This window comes from Streptomyces sp. NPDC048277 (assembly GCF_040652235.1).
In the GTDB taxonomy this organism is placed as follows: domain Bacteria; phylum Actinomycetota; class Actinomycetes; order Streptomycetales; family Streptomycetaceae; genus Streptomyces.
Genome location: NZ_JBEZLQ010000004.1, coordinates 49,466 through 72,630, shown reverse-complemented (window position 1 = coordinate 72,630; position 23,165 = coordinate 49,466). Strand labels below are relative to the sequence as shown.

Genomic DNA, 23,165 nt, shown 5'->3' with positions numbered 1-23,165 from the left:
ATCCCGTACACGTCCCGCATAGCGTGCGCCGCATGACAGTGATCGTGCGCGACCTGCGCCCCGACGTCCGGTCCGACGCCGAGGGCTTCGCCCGGGTCCGGCAGCTCGCCCTCCCTTTCATGCTGTTCACCCCGGAGTCCCTGGTCCACGACCTGACCCACACCCACCCCGACGCCCGCTTCCGCCAGCTGATCGCGGAGGAGGACGGTGAGGTCGTCGGCACGGCCCAGGTCGGTCTCGCCCACGAGAGCACGGAGCCGGGCCAGGGCTTCGCCAACGTGTACGTGCATCCGCGGCGCACCGGCCGGGGCGCCGGCGCCCTGCTCGCCCGTACGGCGGAGGAGCACCTGTCGGCCGTCGGCGCGACCACGTCGTACGCCTGGGTCCTGGACGCCCCGTCCAACCGCGCCTTCGCGGAGCGCCGCGGCTACACCGCGAGCCGCTCCGCCCACTTCCTGCGCCTGGATCTCGCGCACGGCACGCTCCCCCCGCTGCGGACCCCGCCCCCGGGCGTCGAACTGCGCACCGGCGCGGACTTCGCCGACGATCCGCGGCCGTTCTTCGCCCTCGACGCGGAGACGATGACGGACGAGCCGAGCGACATCGGCTACGAATTCGCCGACTACGAGACCTGGCTGGACGGAACCTGGCGGCATCCGCTGTTCAGCCACGAGCTGACCTCGGTCGTCCTGGTCGACGGCCGCCCCGCGGCGTTCAGCGCGGCCCGCACGGACGGCGCCACCCGCTACGGCACCGTCATGACCGGCACGGCCCGCGCCTTCCGCGGCCGGGGCCTGGCCAAGCTCGCCAAGAACAACTCCCTGCACCGCGCCCGCGCCGCCGGCTGCACGGAGGCGTTCACGGGCAACGACAGCGGCAACGGCCCGATGCTCGCGATCAACAAGTGGTTCGGATACGAAATCTGCGCAACGGAGGTCAGATATGTCCGCGAACTCGGCTGAACCGACGGCCACGGTGGAGGTCGTCCTGGTCAAGGCGGGCCGCACGAAGATCCGTTACCCCGCCGAGCTGCTGCACGACGACGGCACCCGGATCGCCGTACGCGCCCCCTGGGCCGGTGACGTGACCCGCGACTTCGGCTTCGTCCGCTTCGAACAGGGCGATGTCTTCACCGAGTTCTACTGGCGCGACCGCTGGTACGCCGTGAAGGAGGTCCGCGCCGCCGACGGCACGCTAAAGGGCTGGTACTGCGACATCACCCGCCCCGCGACGCTCACCGGCGACGGACTCGTCGTCGAGGATCTCGACCTGGACCTGTGGCGCTCCGCCGACGGCACGGACGTACGGCGCCTGGACGAGGACGAGTTCGCGGAGAGCGGGCTGGCGGAGCGGGACCCGGCGGCAGCCGAAGCAGCCGTGAAGGCACTCGACACGCTGGAGACCCTGGCCCACGAGGGCGGTTTCGAGGCCCTGCTGTCCTGAAGCACCCCTCTACACCGTCGCCACCACCGCGTACCGCTCGTCGTCCACCTCCTTCCCCCACAGCGCCGTCTCCGCCGACAGCCCCTCCACGCGCACGTGCCCGGCGAGGGGCGTGAGGAGAGCGGTGAGCCGGTCGGCCGGTACACCGACCGGGGTGACGGTCCCCCACACCCCCTCCACCAGCACGAACCGGCCTCCGGGCCGCAGCAGCCCGCGCCACCGCCGCAGCACGCGCGCGGGGTCGGGCAGCGCCCACAGCACATGCCGTACGAGGACGACGTCGTAGAGCCGCTCGCCCACCGGCGGTGCCGCCGCGTCGCCGATCAGGAACACCGCGTCCCGGCCGGCGAGCTTCGCGCGGGCCCGCTCCACCATCGCCGGGGAGCTGTCGACCCCGGTGACACGGTGGCCCTGCTCGGCGGCGAGGAGGGCCAGGCTGCCGGTCCCGCAGCCGAGGTCGAGCACGTCGGCGGGGCGTTCGGGCAGCCAGGTACGGAGCCGTCCCGCCCAGGCCAGCCGCACATCGGGATCACGCAGCCCATGATCCGGCTCCTCGTCGAAGCCGGCGGCCTCCGCATCCCAGTCGACACTCACCGCAACCGCCCGATCACTCTGGTTCGTCATGCCCCCAAGAGTGACACCCACCACTGACAGCCGGTCCATGTGACTGCGACCACTGACAGACCGGCATCGATGAGGAACTCTCGCCGAAAGGGTCTACCGCCGTGACATCACGGAACTGGGTAGGCACTGAAGGAGGCAGCCATGCGCCGCACAACCGTGCAGAGGCCCCTGAAGAAGACGGACAGCCGCCGAATCCGCGACGAGGCGGACGAGCGCCCCGCCGGACGCCCCGAGGTGCGCAAGGACATCGCACGCACCTGGTGGCCGGACGGCTGACCGCGGTCAGTCCAGCCGCTTGCGGTAGTGGATGCGGTCGTACGGCCCTTCCAGGCGCCGTTCCACGACCTCGTAGCCGTACTTCGGGTAGATCTTCCGGTTCTCGACCATCAGCGCATTCGTGTAGAGCCTGACCTCGGGCAGGCCGAGCGCACGCGCGCGTGCGTCCACGAAGTGCAGCAGCCGTCGCCCGACACCCCTGCCGTGGGTGTCGGGATGGACGGCGATGCTGTCGAGGAACAGATGGTCGTCGTGCTCTTCGAGGACGACGAGCCCGACGACGGGGTCCCCCGTCACGAACACCTTCCCCGCGGCCACGTTCGCCGCGTGGTCCGCCGTCATGGGCACCGGCACCACCCCGATGCGCTCGACGTAGGGCCGGTAGGCGGCATCGGTCACGGCTTTCACGGCGGCCGCGTCCGCGGCGACGGCCGGCCTGATCTCGTCCTCTCCCATGCCGCGCACGGTACCTACCTGATCCCTGTCTCAGCACTCCCTTAACGGGAGCATAAGGATCTCCTCGCACCGCCCTCAGCAGGTGATTCGGCGGTTTCTTGGGGATAGCTTCTGATCACTGGCTCCGGGGCCTGATCGGCGGCTCAGGCCGGACAGGCCCCGGCGGTGCTCACCCGGTCAGCGGCTCAGCTGAACGCCGACGCGCAGGTGGTGGCGGTGGCGTGCGCCGGGTCGAGCGCGTTGGCCACCTCGTGGAAGGCGATCCGGTCGAAGAGCCCGATCGCCACGTGCTCGGAGAGGTCGAGCGGGCACAGGTCCTGGAGCAGGACGTTGTCGACGTCCGAACCGCTCAGGTACTGGCTCTGCCAGGGCGTGGCCACCTCGTCGTACTTGGTGGCGATGACCGTGTAGTGCACTCCGGGGACGGTGTCGCCGCCCGCGTTGAGCTTGGTGAGGAAGTCGGAGCCGGGGAGCTGGTCGGCGAGGCCGGGGGTGGTGGCCTTGATCAGGTCCTCGGCGCCGGGGAAGTACGGCAGCAGGTTGGTGAGGCCGCTGAGGGTGGCGCCGTGGTTGTCGGGGGCGAGGCCGACGAGGGCGTTCACCTTGGCGGCGCCGCCGAGGTACTTCAGGTAGTAGCGGGGCATCATGCCGCCCTGGGAGTGGCCGACGAGGTCGGCCTTGGCGGCGCCGGTCGCGCCGAGCACTTTGTCGACGAAGGCGGAGAGCTGCTCTGCCGACTTGTCGATGGGGCCGAGGCCGTAGAAGACGGGGACGCCGTCCAGTTGGCCGTAGTCGAGGGAGAAGACGCAGTAACCGCGGTCCTCCAGGTACGGGGCGAGGGAGAGCCAGTTGTCGACGGAGTTGCCCAGCGTGCCGTGGACCAGGATCACGGGGCGGGGGTGGGCGGCGGAGGGGTGGCAGGAGTAGTCGTTCCAGCCGGTGCTGGGGGCACTCGACGCATGGGCGGTGGCGGCGGGAACGGTGGCGACCGCGGCGGCGACGAGCAGTGCGGTCAGCGGTCTGAGCACTCGCTTCCAGGGCAGCATCGTGTGATCTCCTTGCGGCTCAAGGGAGGTGCGACGGCCTTACGCCCTGTGATCCGGATCACGAGGATGCTGTTCACTCATCAAGTTACGGACGGGTAGTGCAAGCGTGAAGTTACGCGTCAGTAAAACTTTCCAGTAATATCCCAGCGCCTCACGAAACCCTGACGGATCATCACCAGGTCGGCCTGATCGGACCATAAGGAGCGATCCGCGCCAAACTCCGCCCCAACACGCGCACTTCACCCTCGCCCAGCAGTTCGGCCCACTCCCCCGCGACCTCGGCGGCAGCCTCCTCCGCGGCACGGGTACAGGCCCACCCCGACTCGGTGAGCACGACCAGCCGCGCCCGCGCGTCCCCGGGATGCGCCCGCCGCTCGGCATAGCCCTTGCGTACGATCTCGTCGACGAGCTGACTCGCCGCCTGCTTGGTCACCCCGAGGTGCAGGGCGACCTCGGTGACGGTGGCCCCGTCCGGGGCGAGCCGCGCGAAGGCGAAGCCATGGGCGGGCCTGATCCCCTCGAAGCCGCGGGCGACGACCCCTTCATTGATGCGCCGGGTCAGCTCACCGGCTGCGGCGAGCAGGGTTGCGGACAGGGCCATGGCCTCGGAGTTCTGCACGGAGGCATTCAAACACCCTTGACGGGATGGTCAAGCAGCTTGACCATAGGCGAAGTAGTCAACCTGCTTGACCAAATCGCCAGGGGGCTCCATGCCCGTCGTCCGCTCCTCCGAGGCCACCACCCATGAGATCCACGGCGCCCGCTTCGTCTCGTACGCCACTCCCCGCACCGGCAGCAAGGAGCTGTGCGCATGGCGAGGAGAGATACCGGCCGGGACCAGGGCCCCCGCCCATACCGTCACCCACGAGGAGATCTTCCACCTGCTCGTCGGTGAACTCCTGATCACCCTCGACGGCCGCACCGACCGCATCCGCGCCGGCGACACCGTCATCGTCAACGCCGGCGCCACCCTCGCCGTCGAGAACCCGACCGATCACACCGCGCTCTCCTGGGTCACCACGTCCGTCGGCCTCACAGCGGAGCTGGCGGACGGCACGACGATCACACCGCCCTGGGCCAACTGACGGCGGACGGCGCCCAGGTCGGGCACCTTCGAGAAATCCTCAGTCGGCCAGGGTCGCCGGCCGTACGGCCTTCAGGCCGAAGCGTCGGCGGGCGCGGCCGGCGGCGGCCTCGGCCGCTCGGGCGCGATCGTCACCGGGGTCCAGGGAGAGCTGGCGGTAGGCGTTGTCGGCCGGCAGCAGGACATCGGCGCGGAGCAGGAAGGCGCGCACTCTCGCCCGCTGCAGTCCGAGGGTGTTCAGCAGCCCCAGGGCCGCTGCCGCGAGGGCGGGTGAGTGGTCGGTCGGCTCCGGCAGAGCCCGCGTGCGCGTGGTGGAGCTGCGGTCGGCGTACCGCACCGTGAGGGCGAGCCGACCGGCGACCTGGTGTTCGACGCGCAGGCGTTGGCCGAGCCGTTCGGCGAGTTCCAGGACCGCTCGATGCTGCCGCGCCGGGTCGAGACAGTCCCGTTCCAGCACGAGGTCGGCGGCCAGGTGCGCCGCCGGTTCCGAGGGAGTGACCGGGCGGGGGTCGTGGCCGCGGGCGCGCTCGGCCAGCAGCCGGGCGGGGCCCGTACCGAGCAGTCGCTGCAGGGTTCCCGCGGGCAGGTCGACGATCTGGCCGACGGTGTGCAGGCCGTACCTGCGCAGCGTCTCCGCCGTGGCGCGGCCGATCCCGGGCAGCGCGGTGACCGGCCGCGGATACAGCCAGTCGGCCACCTGCCCGGCCCGAACCCAGGTGGTGTCCCCGGGCGCGGACGCGTCGGCGGCCATAGCCGCCAGCATGCGGTTGCCCGCGAGCCCGGCGCTGCTGTCGATGCCGTAGTGGGCCTTCAGTCTCATCTTCGCCAACTGCACGACGTCGTAAGGGGACAGATCGAAATATCGGAGCGCCGACGTCAGGTCCAGCTGAACGGCGTCGGGCGGAACGGCGTGGACGTGAGGCGTGATACCAGACATCAGTTCGATTACATCACCGTACTGATCCTCGGTCAGCGCCGCGTGCAGGTGGAGGTGGGCGATATACCGCTGACGCGTGGTCGTCCCGTTCATCCCGCACTCCCTGGGCTGCGGTGGCCGAACTTCTTCAGGTCGGCCGAGCGGGTGCCGGCCGGCTGGAGGTCGGCGTACGGATGCAGCCGGGCACCCGCGGTGCCGTCGACCAGGGTGCGCCGCGGCTGGGCGGGGGTCGGGTGCGGGCGGCTCCGGCCGAGGAGGGCGAGCGCGGCCTCGGGGCCGTCGTCCCGACGCGCGGCGGCGATCTCGTCCAGATCCCAGGCCATCGTGCCGACGACGGTACGACGGGTGCCGCGCACCTGGACCGTGCCGCGCACCAGCAGCAGCCCGCTGTGGAAGACCGTGTGCGCGCAGGCCGGGTGGGAGTCCTCGAAGAACGCCAGGTCGACCAGCCCGGACCCGTCCTCCAGGGTGACGAAGATGATCCGCTTGCCGCTCGCGATCGGCGGGGTCTGCGTAGAGGCCCGCACCCCGGCGACCAGGACCTGCTGACCGGCGCGCATCCCGGCCAGGTGGGCCGCGTCGGTCGCGCCGATCTCCCGCAGCAGCCGGTGGTGGTGCTCCATCAGATGCCTGGAGACGTCGATGCCGAGGGTGTTCAACTCGGCGCTCAGGGCTTCACGTCCGGTCAGCTCCGGCAGCCCGCTCGGTTCCGCCCCGCCGACGGCGCCCGCGTCGATGGGCAGTTGGCCCGCGCCCGCGGACCGGTTGCGGGACTGCCGGTGCAACTCCGCGATCTGAAGCAGCAGATCACGCCGGGTGAGCCGGCCGTCGTGGAGGCAGTCCAGGGCGCCGATCTCGGCGAGGCGTTCGGCGACCGGTCTGCTGGGACGGGCCCGCTGCCAGAAGTCCGACAGCGATCCGTACGGCTGCCCCTCCTCGATCCGGGCACACTCCTCCCCGCTGATGCCGCGCACCCCGGACAGGGCGAGCCGTACCCCCCACCGGTCTCCGTCGGTCTTCTCCACGGTGTGCCGCACCCGGGAGTCGTTGACGTCGACGGGCAGGACGGGGACACCGCCCCGGCGGGCGTCGGCGACCAGGACCCGCTTGGGCCACATCCCGGGGTCGTGTTCGAGCAGGCCCGCCAGCAGGAACGCCGGGTAGTGCGCCTTGAGCCAGGCACTCTGCAGGGCGGGCACGGCGAAGGCGACCGCGTGGGCGCGGCAGAAGCCGTACGCCCCGAACGCCTCGACCGTCTTCCACACCTCCTCCCGCACGGCCGCGCTGTAACCGCGCCCACGGGCCCGCTCGTGGAACCAGTCCCTGATCCTGGGCAGTTGCTCCTTGTCGCCGAGCGCCCGCCGGGTGATCTCCCCGAAGGCCCGGTCGCAGCCGGTCAGCACCCGCAGCGTCTCGATGATCTGCTCGTGCCAGATGGTCACGCCGTAGGTGTCCGAGAGCACCGGTTCCAGGTCCGGATGGGCGTACGAGGGTGCGCCGCCGTGGCGGGCGGCGATGTACCGCTCGGGCATGCCGCCGGCGACCGGACCGGGACGGAAAAGACTGATGTCGGCGATGACATCCTGCACGTCGCGCGGCTGCAACCGGGACAACAGGTCCTGCTGCCCGGGCGACTCCAGCTGGAACAACCCCAGGGTCTGACTGGCCTGGATGAGCTTGAACGCGAAGACGTCATCGAGCGGCACCTGCTTCGGGTCGTCCAGGTCGATATGGTTTCCGGTCGCCCGTTCGATCTCGGTGATCGCATGAGCCATTGAGGACAACATCCGGACTCCCAGGACGTCGAGTTTGATGTTGCCGAGCGCCTCGATCTCCTCCTTCGCGGCCATGGCCATGGGGTAGTCGCCCTGCGGTGTGGGCTGCACCGGCAGCCGGTCCAGGAGGGTGGCGTCGCTGATGACCACGCCGCAGGGGTGCATGGCCATGCCGTGGACCAGGGAGTCGAGACCTTCGGCAAGCTCCCACAGAGGGCCGTAGCGGTGAGCCTCGGCCGCCAGCTGCCGTAGCTCGGGCAGTTCGGCGAGCGCGCCGGTGATGTCCGATGCCCTCAGGTGCGGGAAGCTCTTGGCGATCCGGTCGACCTCGGCCGGGGCGATGCCGAGGGCGAGGCCGGTGTCCCGCAGGGCCCGGCGGGCACGGTAGGTCTCGGGCATGGCGGTGACCGCCACCCGTTCCTTGCCGAAGCGTTCGAAGATCGTGTCGTAGCACTCCAGGCGGCGGGCGGACTCCACGTCGATGTCGATGTCGGGCAGCGAGGCCCGGCGGGCGCTCAGGAAGCGTTCGAACAGCAGACGGTGGTCGAGCGGGTTGGCGGTGGCGATGTCCAGCGTGTGGCAGACCATCGACCCGGCGCCCGAGCCTCGGGCCGCGACCCGGATGCCCTTGGCCCGGATGTCGGCCACGACCTGGCCGACGGCGAGGAAGTACGAGTCGTAGCGCAGCGCGGAGATCACGTCGAGCTCTTCGTCCAGCCTGTCGAGTGCCGTTCGATCGCGGTCGAGGCCGCGTCGGGCCAGGCCTGCCTCGCACTGCCGGCGCAGCAGCCGTGCGGCTCCGCCCGTTCCGGGCGTGGCGCCGAAGAGCGACGGTTCCGGGAAGTGGTGCGTGCCCAGTCCGAGGTCCGCCCGGGGATCGACGGTGCAGGCGGCCGCCGTGGCGACGGTGTCCGCCAGCAGCCGGCGGGCCCGCCGGGCATCCGTTCCGGCGCATTCGGCGACCAGCCGCGCGACGGCCGTCATCTCCCTCTCGCCCTTGAGCCAGCGCTGTCCGCTGTCCAGCCGGCGCCGGTCGATCGGTCTGAGCAGCCGGGCGGCGTCCAGGACGTCGGCGAGGCGGTGCTGGTCGGGGTCGGCGTAGCGGACGGCGTTGGAGAGGACCGCGGTGGTGCGGGTGCGGTCGGCCAGGGCGAGGGTGCGGGCGGCCAGTCGTAGCGATCCCGCCCCGACGCCGAAACGTTTCTGCGCAACGATCTCCAACCGGACCCCACTCCCGAAGATCTCCTTCCAGGGCGCCAGCAGCCTCATCGCGACGTCCTCCCGGCCCACCGACAGCGCCCGCACCGGCTCCGAGAGCGGTCCGAGCAGGACGGTCAGCCCCGGACCGCCGTACTCGCGCAGCGCCTCCCAGGGCACCACCGGCGGCGTACCGGAGACGGCGCCGACATGGGCGGCCGAGGTGATGCGGCACAGCCGCGCCCAGCCCGCCCGGTCCTGGGCGAGCAGCACGAACCGCAGCGGCGGCTCGATCACGTGCGCACCGCCGTGCGCCGGGGTACGGCGCCGCCGGGTCGGCGGTGGGGGCGCCAGGGCCTGGACCGCCAGGTCGATGCCGAAGACCGGCCGGACCCCTTCCTTCATGCACGCCTGGGCGAATCGAACAGCTCCGGTGACCGTGTCCCGGTCGGTGAGCGCGAGCGCGGACATGCCCCGCTCGGCCGCCCGCCGGACCAGTTGCTCGGGGTGGGATGCGCCGTAGCGGGCGGAGTAACCGGACGCGACGTGCAGATGGGCGAAGCCCGTCATGCCGCACCTCCATCACTCCACCCCTTTTCAGCCATACATCCGATATGTTCATCGTACTCGCGTTCGATTACTCTAACCCCATCAGCCCCGGTCAGCGACCCACATTCGAACACAACATCGATTCTTTGACTGGGTGAGCGACGGCCGGAAGACGCCGTACCGTGCCCGCGCGCGAGGGCACGCACGAAGGCCCCGCCCTCCCGGAATTCGCCGGAGGGGCGGGGCCTCTAAGGGATACGGCGTGCGTCAGCCGATCCGGGTGCCGGTGGCCGACAGCGCCTCCGTCACCGGCTGGAAGAACGTCTCCCCGCCGGAGGTGCAGTCGCCGCTGCCGCCGGAGGTCAGGCCGATCGCGTTGCTGCCCGAGAAGAGCGAGCCGCCGCTGTCGCCGGGCTCGGCGCACACGTCGGTCTGGATGAGCCCGCTCACCGTGCCCTCCGAGTAGTTCACGGTGGCGTTGAGACCGGTGACCGTGCCGTCGTGGACCTGGGTCGTGGAGCCGCTGCGGGTGACCTTCATGCCCACGGTCGCCTCGGCGGCGCCGGTGATCTTCCGGGTGGTGCCGTCGTAGAGGTCGACCTCGCTCGGGTGGTCCACCGCCGAGGTGTACTTGACCAGGCCGAAGTCGTTGCCCGGGAAGCTGGACTGGGCGTTCTGGCCGATCACGTCGCCGGCGGAGTCCGACCAGGTGGAGATGGCCTGGGTGCAGTGCCCCGCGGTCAGGAAGTACGGCTCGCCGCCCTTGACCACGTTGAAGCCGAGCGAGCAGCGCCCGCCCGAGCCGCCGATCGCGTCACCGCCGGCGATGAAGGTCTTGAACTCCCCCTTCGAGTGCCGCAGTTCGACCTTCTCGCCGAGCCCGTCGACGACCTTGGCGAGCTTGGTCAGGTCGGCCCCGGTGACGGTCTTGTCCGCGGTGACGACGACCTTGTTGCTGACCGGGTCGGTCGCCCACGAGGTGCCGGGGATGGTCGCGTCCTGCTTCAGCGCGGTCCGCGCGCCGTCGAGTTCGGCGAGGGAGTTGGCGACGAGTCTCGCCTTGGCCCCGGCCGCCTCGACGGCCTGCGCGGCGGTGTCGTCGAGCACGTTGACGACGAGGTTCTTCGACCGGGCGTCGTAGTACGTGCCGGCCGAGTCGGTGCCGAGGTCGGCGGCGAGCGTCGAGGCGAGCTTTCCGGCCGCCGGGGCGGACAGGATCTGCGGTACGGCGGACTTGGCGGGCTCGCTGGCGTTCGCACTCTGGAAGGTCACGCCGGCGGCGACGAGCGCGGCCACGCCCGCGCCGGCGACGGCCGCCCGGTGCCCGGGTATGCGTCGGTGCTTCAACTCACGTCCTCCTGTGGGGGGGGGCGGCCCGTAAGGTTGTGGGGACCTCAAGGGCCGGAAGGCTGGTTGACGGGCGCCCACTATTCCGAGACCCACAGGGAGCACACAAGGTCGACTTCAGGACGCGCGTGCGCGGATGTTGTGCGCCCCCGGTGCCCGAACCGTTCACAGTCGCCGCAGGAGGATTCCCACTGCAAACACCACGCGCGAGTAACGGGCGGCGGACAGTGACACCTACTCCTGGCCGGAACTCGCCCCTGCCGACCCGCCGGCACCATCAGCCCCTGCCGCCGGGGGCAGGGGCTGCTGCGCCCGCTCCAGGAACCGCAGCAGCTCCACCGGGAACGGCAGCACCAGCGTCGAGTTCTTCTCGGCGGCGACCGCCACCACCGTCTGCAGCAGCCGCAGTTGGAGCGCGGCCGGCTGCTCCGACATCTCCTTGGCGGCCTCCGCGAGCTTCTTCGAGGCCTGGAGCTCGGCGTCGGCGTTGATGACCCGGGCCCGGCGCTCGCGGTCGGCCTCGGCCTGCCGGGCCATGGACCGCTTCATGGTCTCGGGCAGCGAGACGTCCTTGATGTCGACGCGGTCGATGGTGACGCCCCACTCCACGGCCGGACTGTCGATCATCAACTCCAGCCCCTGGTTGAGCTTTTCGCGGTTCGACAGCAGGTCGTCCAGCTCGCTCTTGCCGATGATGGACCTGAGCGAGGTCTGTGCCATCTGCGAGACCGCGAACCGGTAGTCCTCGACCCGGACGACCGCCTCGGCGGGCGCGGTCACCCTGAAGTAGACGACGGCGTCCACGCGTACGGTCACGTTGTCCCGGGTGATGCCCTCCTGTGCGGGCACGGGCATCGTGACGATCTGCATGTTGACCTTCTGGAGCCGGTCCACGAACGGGACGATCATGGTGAACCCCGGTGCGCGCACCTCCGGTCGGAGCCGGCCCAGGCGGAACACCACGCCCCGCTCGTACTGTCTGACGACCCGTGCCGCGGCCAGCGCGTAGACCGCTCCGACGGACACGAGAGCGGCTCCGGCCGCCACCAGCGCCTCGACCATGCCGGCCCCCAAGGGGTGACTTCTAAGGTCCTACGACGGTAACCCCGCACCCCGGGCAAAAGGGAGCCCCCGCACGCCGGTTGCGTGCGGGGGCCACCGCCGGGAGCGGATCCGTACGGATCGTCAGCCGACGCTCACGCCGTAGTAGCTCAGCGCCTCGGTGACGGGCTGGAAGAAGGTCGTACCGCCGGAGGTGCAGTCGCCGCTGCCGCCGGAGGTCAGACCGTAGGCCACGGAACCCGCGTAGAGCGGGCCGCCGCTGTCGCCGCCCTCGGCGCAGACCGTGGTCTGGATCATGCCGTAGACGATGTCACCGCTGCCGTAGTTGACGGTGGCGTTGAGCGCGGTGACCCGGCCGCTGTGGGTGCCGGTGGTCGAGCCGCGGCGGTACACCGTGGTCCCGACGCTGGGCGTGGCCGCGCTGGAGATGGTCTGGCTGCCGACCGCGCTCGGGTGCGCGATCGAGCTGTTGGTGTACTGCACCAGCGCGAAGTCGTTCGTCGGGAAGCTGTAGCTGACGTTGGTGCCCAGGACCGTGGTGTGACCGGAGTTGCTGTACCAGGTCGAGGCCACCTCACCGCAGTGTCCGGCGGTCAGGAAGTAGTACGTGCTGCCGCTGTGCACGTTGAAGCCGAGCGAGCAGCGGTAGGCGCCGCCGTAGATGGCGTCGCCGCCGGTGATCAGCTTCTTGAAGGTGCCGGGGGTGCGCTTGATGGTGAGCGCGCCGGAGTCGGCGCCCGCCTGCCGCTTGATCTTCGCGATCTCGGCGTTGGACACCGTGGAGTCGGCGGTGACGACGACACGGTTGGTCTTGCTGTCGACGGACCAGGCGGTGCCGGGGATGTCCGCCTTCAGAACAGAGCTGTTCACGGCCTTCAACTGGCTGGTGCTGAAGGTGTGGACGTCGCTCGCGCTCGCGGTGGGGACGGCGAACGCCGCCGCGGCCAGGAAGCCGGTGCCGACGGCGATCAGCCGGGTCCGTCTCGTGATGCCACTGCGGGGGGTCGTGCGCTTGATCCTCACTTTTCGTTCCCTCCCAGGGGAAGTCGGGGGCCCGCGTGGGGTCGGGGCCCGTGAGGCGCAGCCAGGGGTCGTGCCCGGATTCCGAACACGCAATGCCCCTGACAAGCGCTGTGGGGGAGTATTCGGGCGAACGACCGGTAGCCGCAAGGGCGCCTTTCGGCCGTGCGGCTGTGTGTGAACTGTGGCGACTTTGTGCGATCTCGCCCCTGTCGTGACCCCTCCTGTCCCTCAGACCAGTCGGCGCTCTCCCGCCTCGACCGCGAGGTCCAGCCTGTTCCCCGGCGGGGGGAAGGGGCAGATGAAGTGGTCCGCGAAGGCGCACGGCGGCAGTTGCGCCCGGTTGAAGTCGACGGTGGTGGAGCCGTCGGTGTCCGGGGCGGCCGAATAGAGGAACCTGAACCGGTAGCTGCTGTCGCCGCTGGTGGTGTCGGCGAACACCGCCCAGAGCCGCCCGTCGGCCTGTTCGGCGACCTTGAGTGTCAGGTCCTCGCCCGCCAGGGTGAAGGCGAGTTCCCCGGCGAGCACGAGGAGGCGCTCGACTCCGTCCGCGGTCTCGACACGGGCGGTGCGCCAGTCGCCGTACGGCGTGAAGTGCCCCGGCACCGACCAGTTCGGGTCGTAGGGGGTGGCGTCGATACCCCGGAAGGCGCGGCGCGTCCCGGCGGCCGGGTCGTAGTCCCGTACGCCCCAGACGCCCTCGCGGATCAGCACGACCAGCCGGCGCTCGCCGAGCGTGACCCGGGCCGCGGGTTCGCGGTCGGCCGCGAGCCGGATCTCACCGGCGAAGGGCGCACCGTCCACGGCCAGGCCGTCGGTCTCCGTCGCGGTGAGGACGACGCCGTCGCCGTCGGCCGCCCAGACCCCGGGGACGCCCGGAAGGCGGCCGTCCGGATGGTCCTCGATCCAGTGGGTGCCGGTCAGCGCGAGCGGCCCGTAGGGAGCCGACACCTGCTCCACGCGCTGTTCGTGCCAGCGCTTCCAGTCGTCGGACGCGTCCACGGTCATACGATCAGCCCTTCCGTCGGTCTCGTCATGTCCCGCATCGTGTGCTCTCAGGGGTGTCCGGCCCGTCCATAACAACCGGAGGGCCCGGGGTGTTTCACGGCGCCGCGAACTGGCCCGCGGGCCGGGCGAGGCCGAGGTGCTCGCGCAGGGTGCTGCCCGGGTAGAAGGTGCGGAACAGGCCGCGGTGCTGGAGCACCGCCACGGTGCCGTTGACCAGGCGTTCCAGGTCACGGCGCGGCTCGGCGGGGACGAGGTGGAAGCCGTCGGCGGCCCCCTCGCCGTGCCAGCCGGCGATCAGCTCCGCCAGATCCACCGGACCGCCCCGGTACAACGGCCCCCGCACGGTCTGCCGGGGGCCACCGCCGCCGTGCCCCGGCTCGGCCGCGCACTCCCCGTCCCCCAGATCCACCAGCAGGCTCACCAGCACCCGCAACGCATCCGGCTCCCGCCCGGACTCCCGCGCGTGTGACCGCAGTTCGTCCCGTACGGCGGCAGCCTGCGCGGAGCTCGCGGCCCGCACCAGGGCGACATCGGCGTACCGGGCGGCGGCCCGCCGGGCGGACCCCTCGGTGGCGTCGGCCACCCGGACCGGGTGCGGCCACGCGGGCTCCGGTGTGTCGCTCCACCAGCCGGCCCGGCCCTGGCTGACCCGGTCGAGGTGGGCGACGGCGTCCTGCGGGGCGGTCGCCATCGGCACCAGCCCGATCCGCCGGGTGTGCGGGGCCACCTGCGCCAGCACGGTGAGCGCGTCGGTCTCCGCCCACCCGAACCGGCCGTCGAGCGTCACGAAGTCCAGTCCCCCGCTCTCGGCCAGCCGCACCAGTTCGACGTAACGCTCCGCGTCGAACACGCCGGCCTGGTCCACGGCGGCGGCCAGGTGCAGGAGCCCCCGGCCGTACGAGCCGGTCATAAGCCACCAGCCTCTCCGAAAAGCACCACAGAACTCCTCCTCCTCACAGCACCTTCGACAGACGGACTACGCGGCGGCCCGGCCGGCCAGGCCGCGCAGGAAGGCCAGTGCCGTGCGCGCCGTGGCGTCGTTCTGCCGGAACGCGGGCCCTCCGGTGCGCGGCCGGGTGAACGCGCCGGGCGTACGGCCGTCGGTGAACGGCCCGAGCGCGAACCGCCGAGGATGCGGCCGTCCGCCCCCGTCGAGGATCCGCCCGTCGGCGGGGTCCACCCGGAGCAGCCCGTCGGGCGTCTCCGCGGCCCCGTCGGTCCGCAACTCGCGCAGCAGCGCGTCCCGGGCCCGTCCCACGGACGGTTCGGGCAGCCGCGCCTCGACGAGGGCCCGCGCCTCCACGGCGAACCCGGGCACGGTGGCGGCGGACGCCCGGAACACCCTGTCCTCCGCCGCCACGGTCATCCCGGCGCCGACGAACTTCAGCAGCCCCGCCCGGGACAGCGCGAGCAGCTGCCGCAGCCGGGGCCCGGGCGGCCCGGACGCCAGGTAGCTGAAGAACCCGTGCCACCAGGGCCCGATGTTCCCGAGCCGGACCAACTGCCCGTAGACGGAGAGCAGTCCGAGGAACACCGCCAGGTCGGCGCTGAAGCGCGGATCGTGCCGACGGCTCAGGTCTCCCTCGACATACGCCCGCAGGGCGTCCTGGAACTCCTCGTGCGAGCCGTACCGCAGCCCGTCCAGCGGACGGTCCAGCGCCGCGAGGTCGAGCCGGTCGGCCGGATCCGGCACGGCGGCCGCCACCAGCGCCCGCACCTCGGCGTCGCTCCCGGCGGCGGCGTACTTCTCCTCGAAGTCCCGCCAGGCGACGGCCGTCCGCTCGGGATGGACGGTGAACAGCCGGTGGTAGTGCGCGAACCCCAGCTCCTTCGCCACCAGCGGCCACACATCCCGCCGGAAGTCGAAACCGCCCGGCCGGGCGAGCAGTTCGCCGACCTCGTCGGGCCCGAAGAAGCGGGGCAGCGGCGGGCGTTCACCGGTCCAGTCGTACCCGATCTTCGAGTGGTACGGCACTCCGCGCCGCGATCCGACGTACAGCACCGGCTCCCGCCCGGACGGCACATAGGTGTCACCGTCGTACCGCCCGCCCCGCCCCTCGGTGAGGAGCACCATCAGGTCGACGAAGGCGAGTCCGAAGCCGCGGACGAGCACCGGTTCGCCGGGCCGCAGGGCCGACAGGTCACTGTCCGCGGTGAAGTCGGGCGGCAGGTGGACCAGGCCGTGCGTCTCGGCGTACGCGGCCAACTCGGCCTGCTCAGGGTCGAGTTCGGCGTCCAGGTGACCGAGGGCGAGAACGACGAGGTCGGCGAGGAGCGGGCGCGGACGGCCCTCCAGCCACACCTGCTGGCGTCCCTCGCGCGGCCCGCTCACCCGCAGGGCGCGGCGCGGGTGGTGGTGGACGGTGATGCCGTCCGGCAGGTCGGCGAGCGCGCGGTCGTATACGTGACGCAGGTAGTGGCCCTGGATCTGGCGGTCGACGAAGGTACGGCCGTCCAGGCCCGCCCACTCGTGCAGGGTGGGACCCTCGCGCACCGGGCCGTCCATGGCCACGGTCTCGTCCGTGAACATGGTGACGTCCTCGGCGTGCGAGTTCATCCACAGCAGCGGCGACTGGGCGGCCCGCCAGATGCGTCCCGCGCCCGGCGGATGCGGGTCGACCAGATGGATGTCGAGCCCCGAACCGGCGTACAGCTCGGGCGCGTTGGCGGCGATGCGCTCCAGGAGACCGGTCCCCCGCGGCCCGGCCCCGACGATCACGAGCTGAGGCTTCATCGGGCCGTCTCCGGGGCGGTCCCGAGGACGTCCGCGCGCTCGGGTATGCCGGGGGCGGCGGGGGCTGTGGCGAGGGTGACGGATGGCATGCGAAGGCTCCGTGGCGGAAGAGATCGAACACGGTGGACGCGCACACGGTGGTGCGGCGGGTGCCTTCACACGGAACGCCGTACGGCGCTCTTACGGCCGAGCCCCTCAGCAGGGCCGTCCGCCGACTCTACGGCTCCGTTTCCCCTCACTGTCAAGGGTGTCCAGAGTGTGAGCAGGGCGTCTCAGCTCAGTTGACGGAAAACCGGAGACCTGTTCCACTTGGCCCATGCATCCGCAGCAGTGGCTGGTCACCCGCTCCCACATCGACTTCGGTCGCGTGTGGTCCTGTTCCTGTTGAGCTGACCCCCTGCGCGCCCCGCCCCGGCGGGGACTTCTCGCGTTCTCCCTCGCGCCCCACCCTCAGCCTTCACACGCACACCCCTCCCCTCAAAACCGACGCCAGATTCACGCGCCCCGTAGGGGCGCGGGGAACTGCGCGAGCAACCCACACACAACCCGCACTCGCGACACGCCCCACACCCCCACGGCGACTAGCGCACCGCCACCGCCCTCCTCCTCGGCACGGACCGCACCCCGATCACCCGGTCCATCAACGCACCCAGCACATCCCGCACCGCCCCCCGCTCCCGCGCATCGCACTCCAGCACCGGAACATCGGCCCCCAGCCCCAACGCCTCCCGGACCTCCTCCAGTTCGAACCGCTCGGCGCCGTCGAACCGGTTCACCGCGAGGACGAAGGGCGCACCGTGCGCCTCGAAGTAGTCGACCGCGGGAAAGCAGTCCTCGATCCGGCGCGTGTCCGCGAGGACCACCGTGCCCAGCGCGCCCTCCACCAGGTCGTCCCACAGGAACGAGAACCGGTCCTGCCCGGGCGTCCCGAACAGGTACAGCGCGAGGGACGGATCCAGCGTGATCCGGCCGAAGTCGAGGGCCACGGTGGTCGTCGTCTTGGACTCGACGCCGACGAGCGAGTCGACGCCCACCGACACCTGGGTGATCGCCGCCTCCGTGTCCAGTGGTTCGATCTCCGAGATCGCCCCGATGAACGTCGTCTTGCCGACGCCCAGTCCCCCGCTCACCACGATCTTCACGGCGAGCGGCACGATCCTGTCAGAGCGCCCGGACATGGTCCCTGATCCTTTCGAGCATCTGGAGCGGCAGCTCCGCGGGTTGCCGGCAGGCGAGCTGCCCGGCGACGACGAGGTCGGAGATCAGCACCTTGGCGACTCCGAGGGGTACGCCGACCCGGTGCGCCACCTCGGCGACCGTCGTCGGCTGTGCGCACACCGCCACGATGTGCCGCCGTTCGAACGCGAGCGACTCGTCCGGCGTGCCGACGGCCACCACCAGCGTCTCCAGCCGCAGATCGGCCTGGAGCGGCTCGGCCCGCCCGCCGGTGATGATGAACGGCCGTACGAAGGACGTGTCCTCGACGGGCTCGGGGGAGTCGCCGGGTTCCTGCGCACTCATCGTGGCAACGCCTGCCGCAGATCGGCGATGAGCGTCGGCGTCAGCAGGTCCCCGGCCCGTTCGGCGAGCACGGCCATCTCGTAGCCGACGAGGCCGAGTTCGCCGCTGGAGTCGGCGAGGACGCCGAGACAGCTGCCGTCCCGGATCGCGGAGACCAGCAGGAAGCCGCGCCCCATCTCGATCATGATGAGCTTGACCCCGTCGAAGCTGTACCGCTTGGACGCGCTGCGCGCCAGCGACGACAGGCCGGAGACGATCGCCGCGAGATGGTCGGCCTCGGTGCGCCCGAGCCCGTCCGACACGGCGATGAGCAGCCCGTCGGAGGAGACGGCGACGGCGTCCCGTACCCCGTCGGTGGACTTGACGAAGTTCGCGAGCAGCCAGTTGAAGGTCCGCGAGTCGTTGGGGGTGTCGACGGTGGTCACTTGGCGTCACCCTCTCCCGTCACATCACCCTCGTGGTCCGTCCTCGTCTCCCGTTTCCCCTTCCCCTTCTCCTTCTCCTTCTCCCTCTCTTTCTCTTTCTCTTTCTCCTTCTCCACGCTGATCCCGCCCCGCATGTGCGCGCTGCGCAGTGTGGAGAGCATTCCGGAGATCTCCTCGGGGCTGCGCTGGGGCATGGGGTCGGCGGGCGCGGGCCGGCCGGTCCGGTCGGTCTCGCTGACGGCCTCCGAGATCGCGCTGCGCTGGGGCCGTTTGACGAGCCCGTTGCGGGTGCGGGCGGCCGAGGTCCCCTTCTTCTGCTGCTGCTCGGGCCTGGCCTCGGTGGCGACGGCGACGAGCTGTGCCTCGTCGGGCTCCTTGCGCGGGGCGGGTACGGCCCGCTGCTCGGCGACGGCGGCGGCCTGCTTGGGGGTCGCCGTGGGCTCCGTGAGCAGGTTGACCGGGATGAGGACCCGGGCGACCACACCGGCGGCCGGTGCCTCGCCCAGCCGTACCTCGATCCCGCACTTGCGGGCGAGCGCGCCGACCACGAAGTGGCCGAGGAACCGGGTGGGTTCGGCCATGAAGCTGGCGGTGCCGGAGAGCCGTACGTTGGCCTCGGCGATCGACTGCGCGTCCATGCCCAGGCCGTGGTCGACGATGGCGACCAGGTAGCCGGCGCTGGTGCGGCGGCCCTCGATCTCCACGTCCGAGTCCGGCGGCGAGAAGCTGAGCGCGTTCTCGATCAGCTCGGCGAGGAGGTGGGCGATCTCGGCGACGACCGAGCCGGTGAGGTGGGCCGGCTCGACCCGGCGCAGGGTGACCCGGCGGTACTCCTCGACCTCGGCGAGCGAGGCGCGCAGGACGTCCGTGATGGTCAGCGGGGTGGACCAGGGGCGGGGGCTGGACTCCCCGGCGAGGACGAGGAGGCTCTCGGCGTTGCGGCGCATACGGGTGGCGAGGTGATCCAGTTCGAAGAGGTTGGCGAGGGTCGCGGGGTCGGCGTCCTCGTGCTCCAGCTTGTTGATGAAGCCGATCTGGCGGCGCACCAGGTTCTGGTTGCGGCGGCCGAGGCTGACCAGCGAGTCGGTGGCGTTGCGGCGCAGCACGGCCTGCTCGGTGGCGAGGTCGTAGGCGGCGCGCTGCACCCGGTCGAAGGCCTCGGCGACCTCCTTGACCTCGGCGCCCGCCCGGGTGGAGACGGCGAGCGGGGCGGGCGGCTCGGGGCTCTCGCCCGAGGAGCCGTCCTGGACGGCGGCGACGGCCTCGGGCAGCCGCTTCCCGGCGGTCTCCCGGGCCTGCTGGGCGAGTTCGGCGAGCGGTGCGGAGACGGACCGTACGCAGTCGAGGGCGAGGGCGCCGAGCGCGGCGACGGTGCCGAGCGCGAGCAGCAGGAAGAGGAGCAGGTCGCGCTGGGCGGTGCCCTCCAGGGCGGCGGCCCGGTTCTCGACGTCGGCGCCGAGGGAGACCTGGACGTCCCGCAGCCCGTTGATGGTGGAGGTCGTCGCGTCCCACCACTGCATGGGCGGGATGTCGTTCCACTTCAGCCTGCCGCCGCCCTGTACGGCCGTGCTCTCGTACGCCAGCATGCGCTCCGCGTCCGGGGTGCTCATGGCCGCGTCCAGGCGCCGCTGCTGGGCGTCGGTGGCCGAGCGGGGGAAGGCGTCGAGGGCGGCGAGGCGGCCGGCCCGGATCTCCATGAACCGGCTGTAGTCGTCGTCCTTGAACTGCCCGGCGCGCACCGAGCCGAGCACGATGGCGCGCTCCTCGCCGGTGAACTCCTTGGCGTTGCCGAGGATCTGCAGCGCCTGGTAGGCGTCGCGCAGGGTGGCGTCGTGGACGTCGCTCAGGCCGAGGTCGAGCCGGTCGAGGACGGTGATGGTGGTGGTGAAGTAGTCGAAGGTGTCCTTCACCACGCCGGTGTGGTCGTCCGCCTGCTTGCGGATCCCGGCGAGCCCGTCGAGCCGTCCGAGGGACTCGCGCACGGAGCCGGCGGCCGTGTCGTCGCGTCCCTGGAGCGCCTTGTCCAGTGCGGTACGGGCGGTGTCGGTGGCCTTGCGCTGTGCGGGCAGCTTGCCGGCGAACTCCTTCACCCCGCCGACGTATCCGGTGGTGAGACCGCGCTCCTTCTGGAGTTCGTGGATGAGGCCCTGGAGGGTGATCTCCAGGCGGGCGTTGTCCGCGGTGGCGGAGGCGTTGCTGTAGGCGGAGACCTGCTCGGCGGCGGCGACGCCCAGCAGCGTCAGCAGGACGGCGAGGGCGAGGACCAGAATCCTCAGAAGCCTTGTTCGAATGGTGGCTGCGTGCACGGAAGTGCCTTAATGAGGAGGCGAGTTGGCGGAAACGCAGAGCCGAGGCGAAATGGTTCTGCGCCCGGCCAACGAACCTCTCGGGGCAGCGGTCACCCGATCATGTTTTTGTTTTACGTCCCGGAAACAGGATCCCGGAGAATCCCGAGGTGAACCGTCGCGCCCGCCCTCCCCGTATACGGTGACCGGGGCGTCCGCGGGTTGACGCCCCCGGCCGTGGTGCCTGAGTCTCCGTCAAAACGGAGGTCGGCGGCCTGTCGTGGCCGGTGACGAGCCGTGCCCACTGTCCGTGGTCGCCGCGCGATGCGGGACACAGCCCGCACGGGTACGCCGGCCACTGGTCCCTGACCCCCTCGCCGAGCCGATGACCACACGGTCCGGCCGCCCCGGACGGACTCGGATTCCCCCCGATCCGTTCACCCGGACGTACGGTTCGTCACCCATACGCCCGGAACAATCATATTTCACTCCCAGTCAGCAGACGTGTGAGCTACGGCCCTTGGCACACCTGGGCTCTCGACGTATTCGCTCTGCACCAGTACCGTCACAAACCCCCCGCGCGGCGTCTATCCACTTGGCGCGCCATCCGCATCATGGACGACCATAGGGATGCGGAAGCATGAAAGACCGCTGTGAGAGGAGGCGTCCATGGGATCGGTACGCAAGGCGAGTGCCTGGCTTGGCCTCGTCGACGACAACGATGACGAGCGCTACTACGACGACGACTACTCCGAAGGGACCGAGCAGCCCGGGGATGCCTGGGTCACCGACCCTCGGGTCAAGGTGGCCTCGGACACCGCCGAGGAGAAGGGCCGCCGGATCGGCACGGTCACCCCGGCCAGCTTCCGGGACGCCCGTGCGATCGGCGAGCTGTTCCGCGAGGGCGTGCCGGTCATCGTGAACCTCACGGCCATGGAGCCGGGCGACGCCAAGCGTGTCGTCGACTTCGCGGCCGGGCTGACCTTCGGCCTGCGCGGCACCATCGAGCGGGTCGCCACCAGGGTCTTCCTGCTGACGCCCGCCAACACGGAGATCATCAGCGGTGAGCCGGCCTCGCGCCGGGAGGACGGGTTCTTCAACCAGAGCTGAGGCAGGGCCGCTCACCGGCCCTGCCCCGCGCAGGGTTCACCGGAAGGCGTCGAGTCCGGTGAGCGCCTTGCCCAGCACGAGCTGGTGCATCTCGACGGTGCCCTCGTAGGTGAGCACCGACTCGAGGTTCGTCGCGTGCCGCATCACGGGGTACTCCAGCGAGATTCCGTTCGCCCCGAGGATCGTCCGCGCCGTACGGCAGATCTCGATCGCCTCCCGTACGTTGTTGAGCTTGCCGAAGCTGACCTGCTCGGGACGCAGGCGGCCGGCATCCATCCGCCGCCCCAGGTGATGGGCGAGCAGGATCCCCTTGTGCAGTTCGACCGCCATGTCGGCGAGTTTGGCCTGGGTGAGCTGGAAGCCGCCGATGGGCCGACCGAACTGCTCCCGCGACTTCGCGTAGTCGACGGCGGCGTCGAAGCAGCTGCGCGCGGCGCCCATGGCACCCCACACGATCCCGTACCGGGCGTGCGACAGGCAGCTGAGCGGCCCCTTGAGCCCGGTGACCTCCGGCAGTACGGCATCGGCGGGCAACCGCACGTCGTCGAGCACCAGTTCGCTCGTCACACTCGCCCGCAGCGACCACTTGTGCTTGATCTCGGGCGCCGAGAACCCGGGCGTGTCGGTGGGTACGACGAATCCCCGGATCCCGTTGTCGGTCTGCGCCCACACGACGGCGACGCCCGCCACCGACCCGTTGGTGATCCACATCTTCCGCCCGCTGAGCACCCAGTCGCCGCCGGCGTCGCGCTTGGCGTACGTCCGCATGGCGGCCGGGTCGGAACCGTGGTCGGGTTCGGTGAGCCCGAAGCAGCCGATGACGTCACCCGCGGCCATCCCCGGCAGCCACCGCTGCTTCTGCGCCTCGCTCCCGAACCGGTGGATGGCGTACATGGCGAGCGACCCCTGTACGGAGACGAGCGACCGGATGCCCGAGTCGGCGGCCTCCAGCTCCAGACAGGCGAGCCCGTACTGCACGGCGGACGCGCCGGCGCAGCCGTACCCGTCGAGCGACATCCCGAGGGCCCCGATCGACCCGAGCTCCTTGGCGAGCTCCCTGATGCCGGGCAGCTCCCCGCTCTCGTACCACTCGGCGACGTACGGCAGCACACGATCCGCCGCCCAGCGCCGCACGGTGTCCCGTACGGCGAGATCCTCCGGCTCCAGGAGATCGTCGATGCCGAGGGGGTCCCCGGGATCGAACGGAGGCAACTTCACGGACGCGGACATGAGAACCCTCCCAAAACTAGCACCGCTAGTTAGAAC

22 protein-coding genes are annotated in these 23,165 nt (G+C 71.1%); 5 read left to right on the top strand and 17 right to left on the bottom strand.

The features are described from left to right. Window positions 1-32: 32 nt before the first annotated feature. Together AB0D85_RS10625 and AB0D85_RS10620 are read left to right on the top strand one after the other, a co-directional pair. Window positions 33-962 carry a GNAT family N-acetyltransferase gene (locus AB0D85_RS10625; RefSeq protein ID WP_362316813.1) on the top strand — a complete coding sequence of 310 codons (930 nt, stop codon included), beginning with the start codon at window positions 33-35 and terminating at the stop codon, window positions 960-962. Next, window positions 943-1,443 carry a DUF402 domain-containing protein gene (locus AB0D85_RS10620; protein WP_362316810.1) on the top strand — a complete coding sequence of 167 codons (501 nt, stop codon included), beginning with the start codon at window positions 943-945 and terminating at the stop codon, window positions 1,441-1,443. Before AB0D85_RS10625 ends, AB0D85_RS10620 begins: the two co-directional genes overlap by 20 nt. Window positions 1,444-1,452: 9 nt before the next feature. On the opposite strand, the gene AB0D85_RS10615 is transcribed toward AB0D85_RS10620, so the two are convergent. Further along, a complete protein-coding gene (locus AB0D85_RS10615; protein WP_362316807.1) occupies window positions 1,453-2,067 on the bottom strand; it encodes a class I SAM-dependent methyltransferase in 615 nt (204 codons plus the stop codon). A 141-nt stretch (window positions 2,068-2,208) separates the two neighbouring features. On the opposite strand from AB0D85_RS10615, the gene AB0D85_RS10610 reads away from it, so the two are divergent. Then, complete coding sequence (locus tag AB0D85_RS10610) at window positions 2,209-2,343, top strand: hypothetical protein (protein ID WP_362316805.1); 135 nt, start codon at window positions 2,209-2,211, stop codon at window positions 2,341-2,343. A 6-nt stretch (window positions 2,344-2,349) separates the two neighbouring features. On the opposite strand, the gene AB0D85_RS10605 is transcribed toward AB0D85_RS10610, so the two are convergent. The 3 genes from AB0D85_RS10605 to AB0D85_RS10595 form a co-directional block, all read right to left on the bottom strand. Then, complete coding sequence (locus AB0D85_RS10605) at window positions 2,350-2,799, bottom strand: GNAT family N-acetyltransferase (RefSeq protein ID WP_362316802.1); 450 nt, start codon at window positions 2,797-2,799, stop codon at window positions 2,350-2,352. 185 nt (window positions 2,800-2,984) lie between these two features. Further along, window positions 2,985-3,845 (bottom strand): alpha/beta fold hydrolase, encoded by an 861-nt coding sequence (locus AB0D85_RS10600; protein ID WP_362316799.1) that lies wholly within the window; start codon window positions 3,843-3,845, stop codon window positions 2,985-2,987. Window positions 3,846-4,017: 172 nt separating this feature from the next. Next, entirely contained in the window at window positions 4,018-4,464 is a 447-nt protein-coding gene (locus tag AB0D85_RS10595; RefSeq protein ID WP_362316796.1) for a MarR family winged helix-turn-helix transcriptional regulator, read from the bottom strand. A 91-nt stretch (window positions 4,465-4,555) separates the two neighbouring features. Between AB0D85_RS10595 and AB0D85_RS10590 the strand changes: the two genes are divergently transcribed. Beyond that, complete coding sequence (locus AB0D85_RS10590; protein ID WP_362316793.1) at window positions 4,556-4,930, top strand: cupin domain-containing protein; 375 nt, start codon at window positions 4,556-4,558, stop codon at window positions 4,928-4,930. Between the two features lie 39 nt (window positions 4,931-4,969). On the opposite strand, the gene AB0D85_RS10585 is transcribed toward AB0D85_RS10590, so the two are convergent. The 12 genes from AB0D85_RS10585 to AB0D85_RS10530 all read right to left on the bottom strand — a co-directional run bounded on the left by AB0D85_RS10585 (window position 4,970) and on the right by AB0D85_RS10530 (window position 20,810). After that, window positions 4,970-5,959, bottom strand: coding sequence for an ImpB/MucB/SamB family protein (locus AB0D85_RS10585; protein WP_362316791.1), 990 nt, complete (start codon window positions 5,957-5,959; stop codon window positions 4,970-4,972). Further along, window positions 5,956-9,408 carry a DNA polymerase III subunit alpha gene (locus AB0D85_RS10580; RefSeq protein ID WP_362316789.1) on the bottom strand — a complete coding sequence of 1,151 codons (3,453 nt, stop codon included), beginning with the start codon at window positions 9,406-9,408 and terminating at the stop codon, window positions 5,956-5,958. Before AB0D85_RS10580 ends, AB0D85_RS10585 begins: the two co-directional genes overlap by 4 nt. Before the next feature lie 246 nt (window positions 9,409-9,654). Next, window positions 9,655-10,734 carry a S1 family peptidase gene (locus AB0D85_RS10575; protein ID WP_362316787.1) on the bottom strand — a complete coding sequence of 360 codons (1,080 nt, stop codon included), beginning with the start codon at window positions 10,732-10,734 and terminating at the stop codon, window positions 9,655-9,657. A 234-nt stretch (window positions 10,735-10,968) separates the two neighbouring features. After that, window positions 10,969-11,796: a slipin family protein gene (locus tag AB0D85_RS10570; protein ID WP_362317974.1), complete on the bottom strand. Its 828-nt coding sequence runs from the start codon at window positions 11,794-11,796 to the stop codon at window positions 10,969-10,971. A gap of 123 nt (window positions 11,797-11,919) precedes the next feature. Then, window positions 11,920-12,819 (bottom strand): S1 family peptidase, encoded by a 900-nt coding sequence (locus tag AB0D85_RS10565; protein WP_362316784.1) that lies wholly within the window; start codon window positions 12,817-12,819, stop codon window positions 11,920-11,922. A 228-nt stretch (window positions 12,820-13,047) separates the two neighbouring features. After that, window positions 13,048-13,824, bottom strand: a complete 777-nt coding sequence (locus tag AB0D85_RS10560; RefSeq protein ID WP_362316782.1) for a DUF1684 domain-containing protein — start codon at window positions 13,822-13,824, stop codon at window positions 13,048-13,050. 94 nt (window positions 13,825-13,918) lie between these two features. Then, complete coding sequence (locus tag AB0D85_RS10555; protein ID WP_362316779.1) at window positions 13,919-14,734, bottom strand: LLM class flavin-dependent oxidoreductase; 816 nt, start codon at window positions 14,732-14,734, stop codon at window positions 13,919-13,921. A gap of 66 nt (window positions 14,735-14,800) precedes the next feature. Continuing rightward, window positions 14,801-16,558: an FAD/NAD(P)-binding protein gene (locus AB0D85_RS10550; RefSeq protein ID WP_362316776.1), complete on the bottom strand. Its 1,758-nt coding sequence runs from the start codon at window positions 16,556-16,558 to the stop codon at window positions 14,801-14,803. 581 nt (window positions 16,559-17,139) lie between these two features. Beyond that, window positions 17,140-17,736 carry an ATP/GTP-binding protein gene (locus AB0D85_RS10545; RefSeq protein WP_362316773.1) on the bottom strand — a complete coding sequence of 199 codons (597 nt, stop codon included), beginning with the start codon at window positions 17,734-17,736 and terminating at the stop codon, window positions 17,140-17,142. Next, complete coding sequence (locus tag AB0D85_RS10540; RefSeq protein WP_362316770.1) at window positions 17,720-18,079, bottom strand: DUF742 domain-containing protein; 360 nt, start codon at window positions 18,077-18,079, stop codon at window positions 17,720-17,722. The genes AB0D85_RS10545 and AB0D85_RS10540 overlap by 17 nt, the downstream gene beginning before the upstream one ends. Then, window positions 18,076-18,504 (bottom strand): roadblock/LC7 domain-containing protein, encoded by a 429-nt coding sequence (locus AB0D85_RS10535; RefSeq protein WP_352363571.1) that lies wholly within the window; start codon window positions 18,502-18,504, stop codon window positions 18,076-18,078. Before AB0D85_RS10535 ends, AB0D85_RS10540 begins: the two co-directional genes overlap by 4 nt. Further along, entirely contained in the window at window positions 18,501-20,810 is a 2,310-nt protein-coding gene (locus tag AB0D85_RS10530) for a nitrate- and nitrite sensing domain-containing protein (RefSeq protein ID WP_362316766.1), read from the bottom strand. The genes AB0D85_RS10535 and AB0D85_RS10530 overlap by 4 nt, the downstream gene beginning before the upstream one ends. Window positions 20,811-21,458: 648 nt before the next feature. On the opposite strand from AB0D85_RS10530, the gene AB0D85_RS10525 reads away from it, so the two are divergent. Then, complete coding sequence (locus AB0D85_RS10525) at window positions 21,459-21,899, top strand: cell division protein SepF (RefSeq protein WP_362316763.1); 441 nt, start codon at window positions 21,459-21,461, stop codon at window positions 21,897-21,899. 36 nt (window positions 21,900-21,935) lie between these two features. Here AB0D85_RS10525 and AB0D85_RS10520 read toward each other — a convergent pair whose 3' ends face one another. Next, window positions 21,936-23,129, bottom strand: a complete 1,194-nt coding sequence (locus AB0D85_RS10520) for an acyl-CoA dehydrogenase family protein (RefSeq protein WP_362316760.1) — start codon at window positions 23,127-23,129, stop codon at window positions 21,936-21,938. Window positions 23,130-23,165 lie beyond the last annotated feature (36 nt).

Bases quoted from the DNA above. Each gene is read 5' to 3' on its own strand.
- AB0D85_RS10625 (WP_362316813.1), top strand. From the start codon at position 33: ATGACAGTGATCGTGCGCGACCTGCGCCCCGACGTCCGGTCCGACGCC.
- AB0D85_RS10620 (WP_362316810.1), top strand. From the start codon at position 943: ATGTCCGCGAACTCGGCTGAACCGACGGCCACGGTGGAGGTCGTCCTG.
- AB0D85_RS10615 (WP_362316807.1), bottom strand. From the start codon at position 2,067: ATGACGAACCAGAGTGATCGGGCGGTTGCGGTGAGTGTCGACTGGGAT.
- AB0D85_RS10610 (WP_362316805.1), top strand. From the start codon at position 2,209: ATGCGCCGCACAACCGTGCAGAGGCCCCTGAAGAAGACGGACAGCCGC.
- AB0D85_RS10605 (WP_362316802.1), bottom strand. From the start codon at position 2,799: ATGGGAGAGGACGAGATCAGGCCGGCCGTCGCCGCGGACGCGGCCGCC.
- AB0D85_RS10600 (WP_362316799.1), bottom strand. From the start codon at position 3,845: ATGCTGCCCTGGAAGCGAGTGCTCAGACCGCTGACCGCACTGCTCGTC.
- AB0D85_RS10590 (WP_362316793.1), top strand. From the start codon at position 4,556: ATGCCCGTCGTCCGCTCCTCCGAGGCCACCACCCATGAGATCCACGGC.
- AB0D85_RS10585 (WP_362316791.1), bottom strand. From the start codon at position 5,959: ATGAACGGGACGACCACGCGTCAGCGGTATATCGCCCACCTCCACCTG.
- AB0D85_RS10580 (WP_362316789.1), bottom strand. From the start codon at position 9,408: ATGACGGGCTTCGCCCATCTGCACGTCGCGTCCGGTTACTCCGCCCGC.
- AB0D85_RS10570 (WP_362317974.1), bottom strand. From the start codon at position 11,796: ATGGTCGAGGCGCTGGTGGCGGCCGGAGCCGCTCTCGTGTCCGTCGGA.
- AB0D85_RS10560 (WP_362316782.1), bottom strand. From the start codon at position 13,824: ATGACCGTGGACGCGTCCGACGACTGGAAGCGCTGGCACGAACAGCGC.
- AB0D85_RS10555 (WP_362316779.1), bottom strand. From the start codon at position 14,734: ATGACCGGCTCGTACGGCCGGGGGCTCCTGCACCTGGCCGCCGCCGTG.
- AB0D85_RS10550 (WP_362316776.1), bottom strand. From the start codon at position 16,558: ATGAAGCCTCAGCTCGTGATCGTCGGGGCCGGGCCGCGGGGGACCGGT.
- AB0D85_RS10545 (WP_362316773.1), bottom strand. From the start codon at position 17,736: ATGTCCGGGCGCTCTGACAGGATCGTGCCGCTCGCCGTGAAGATCGTG.
- AB0D85_RS10540 (WP_362316770.1), bottom strand. From the start codon at position 18,079: ATGAGTGCGCAGGAACCCGGCGACTCCCCCGAGCCCGTCGAGGACACG.
- AB0D85_RS10525 (WP_362316763.1), top strand. From the start codon at position 21,459: ATGGGATCGGTACGCAAGGCGAGTGCCTGGCTTGGCCTCGTCGACGAC.
- AB0D85_RS10520 (WP_362316760.1), bottom strand. From the start codon at position 23,129: ATGTCCGCGTCCGTGAAGTTGCCTCCGTTCGATCCCGGGGACCCCCTC.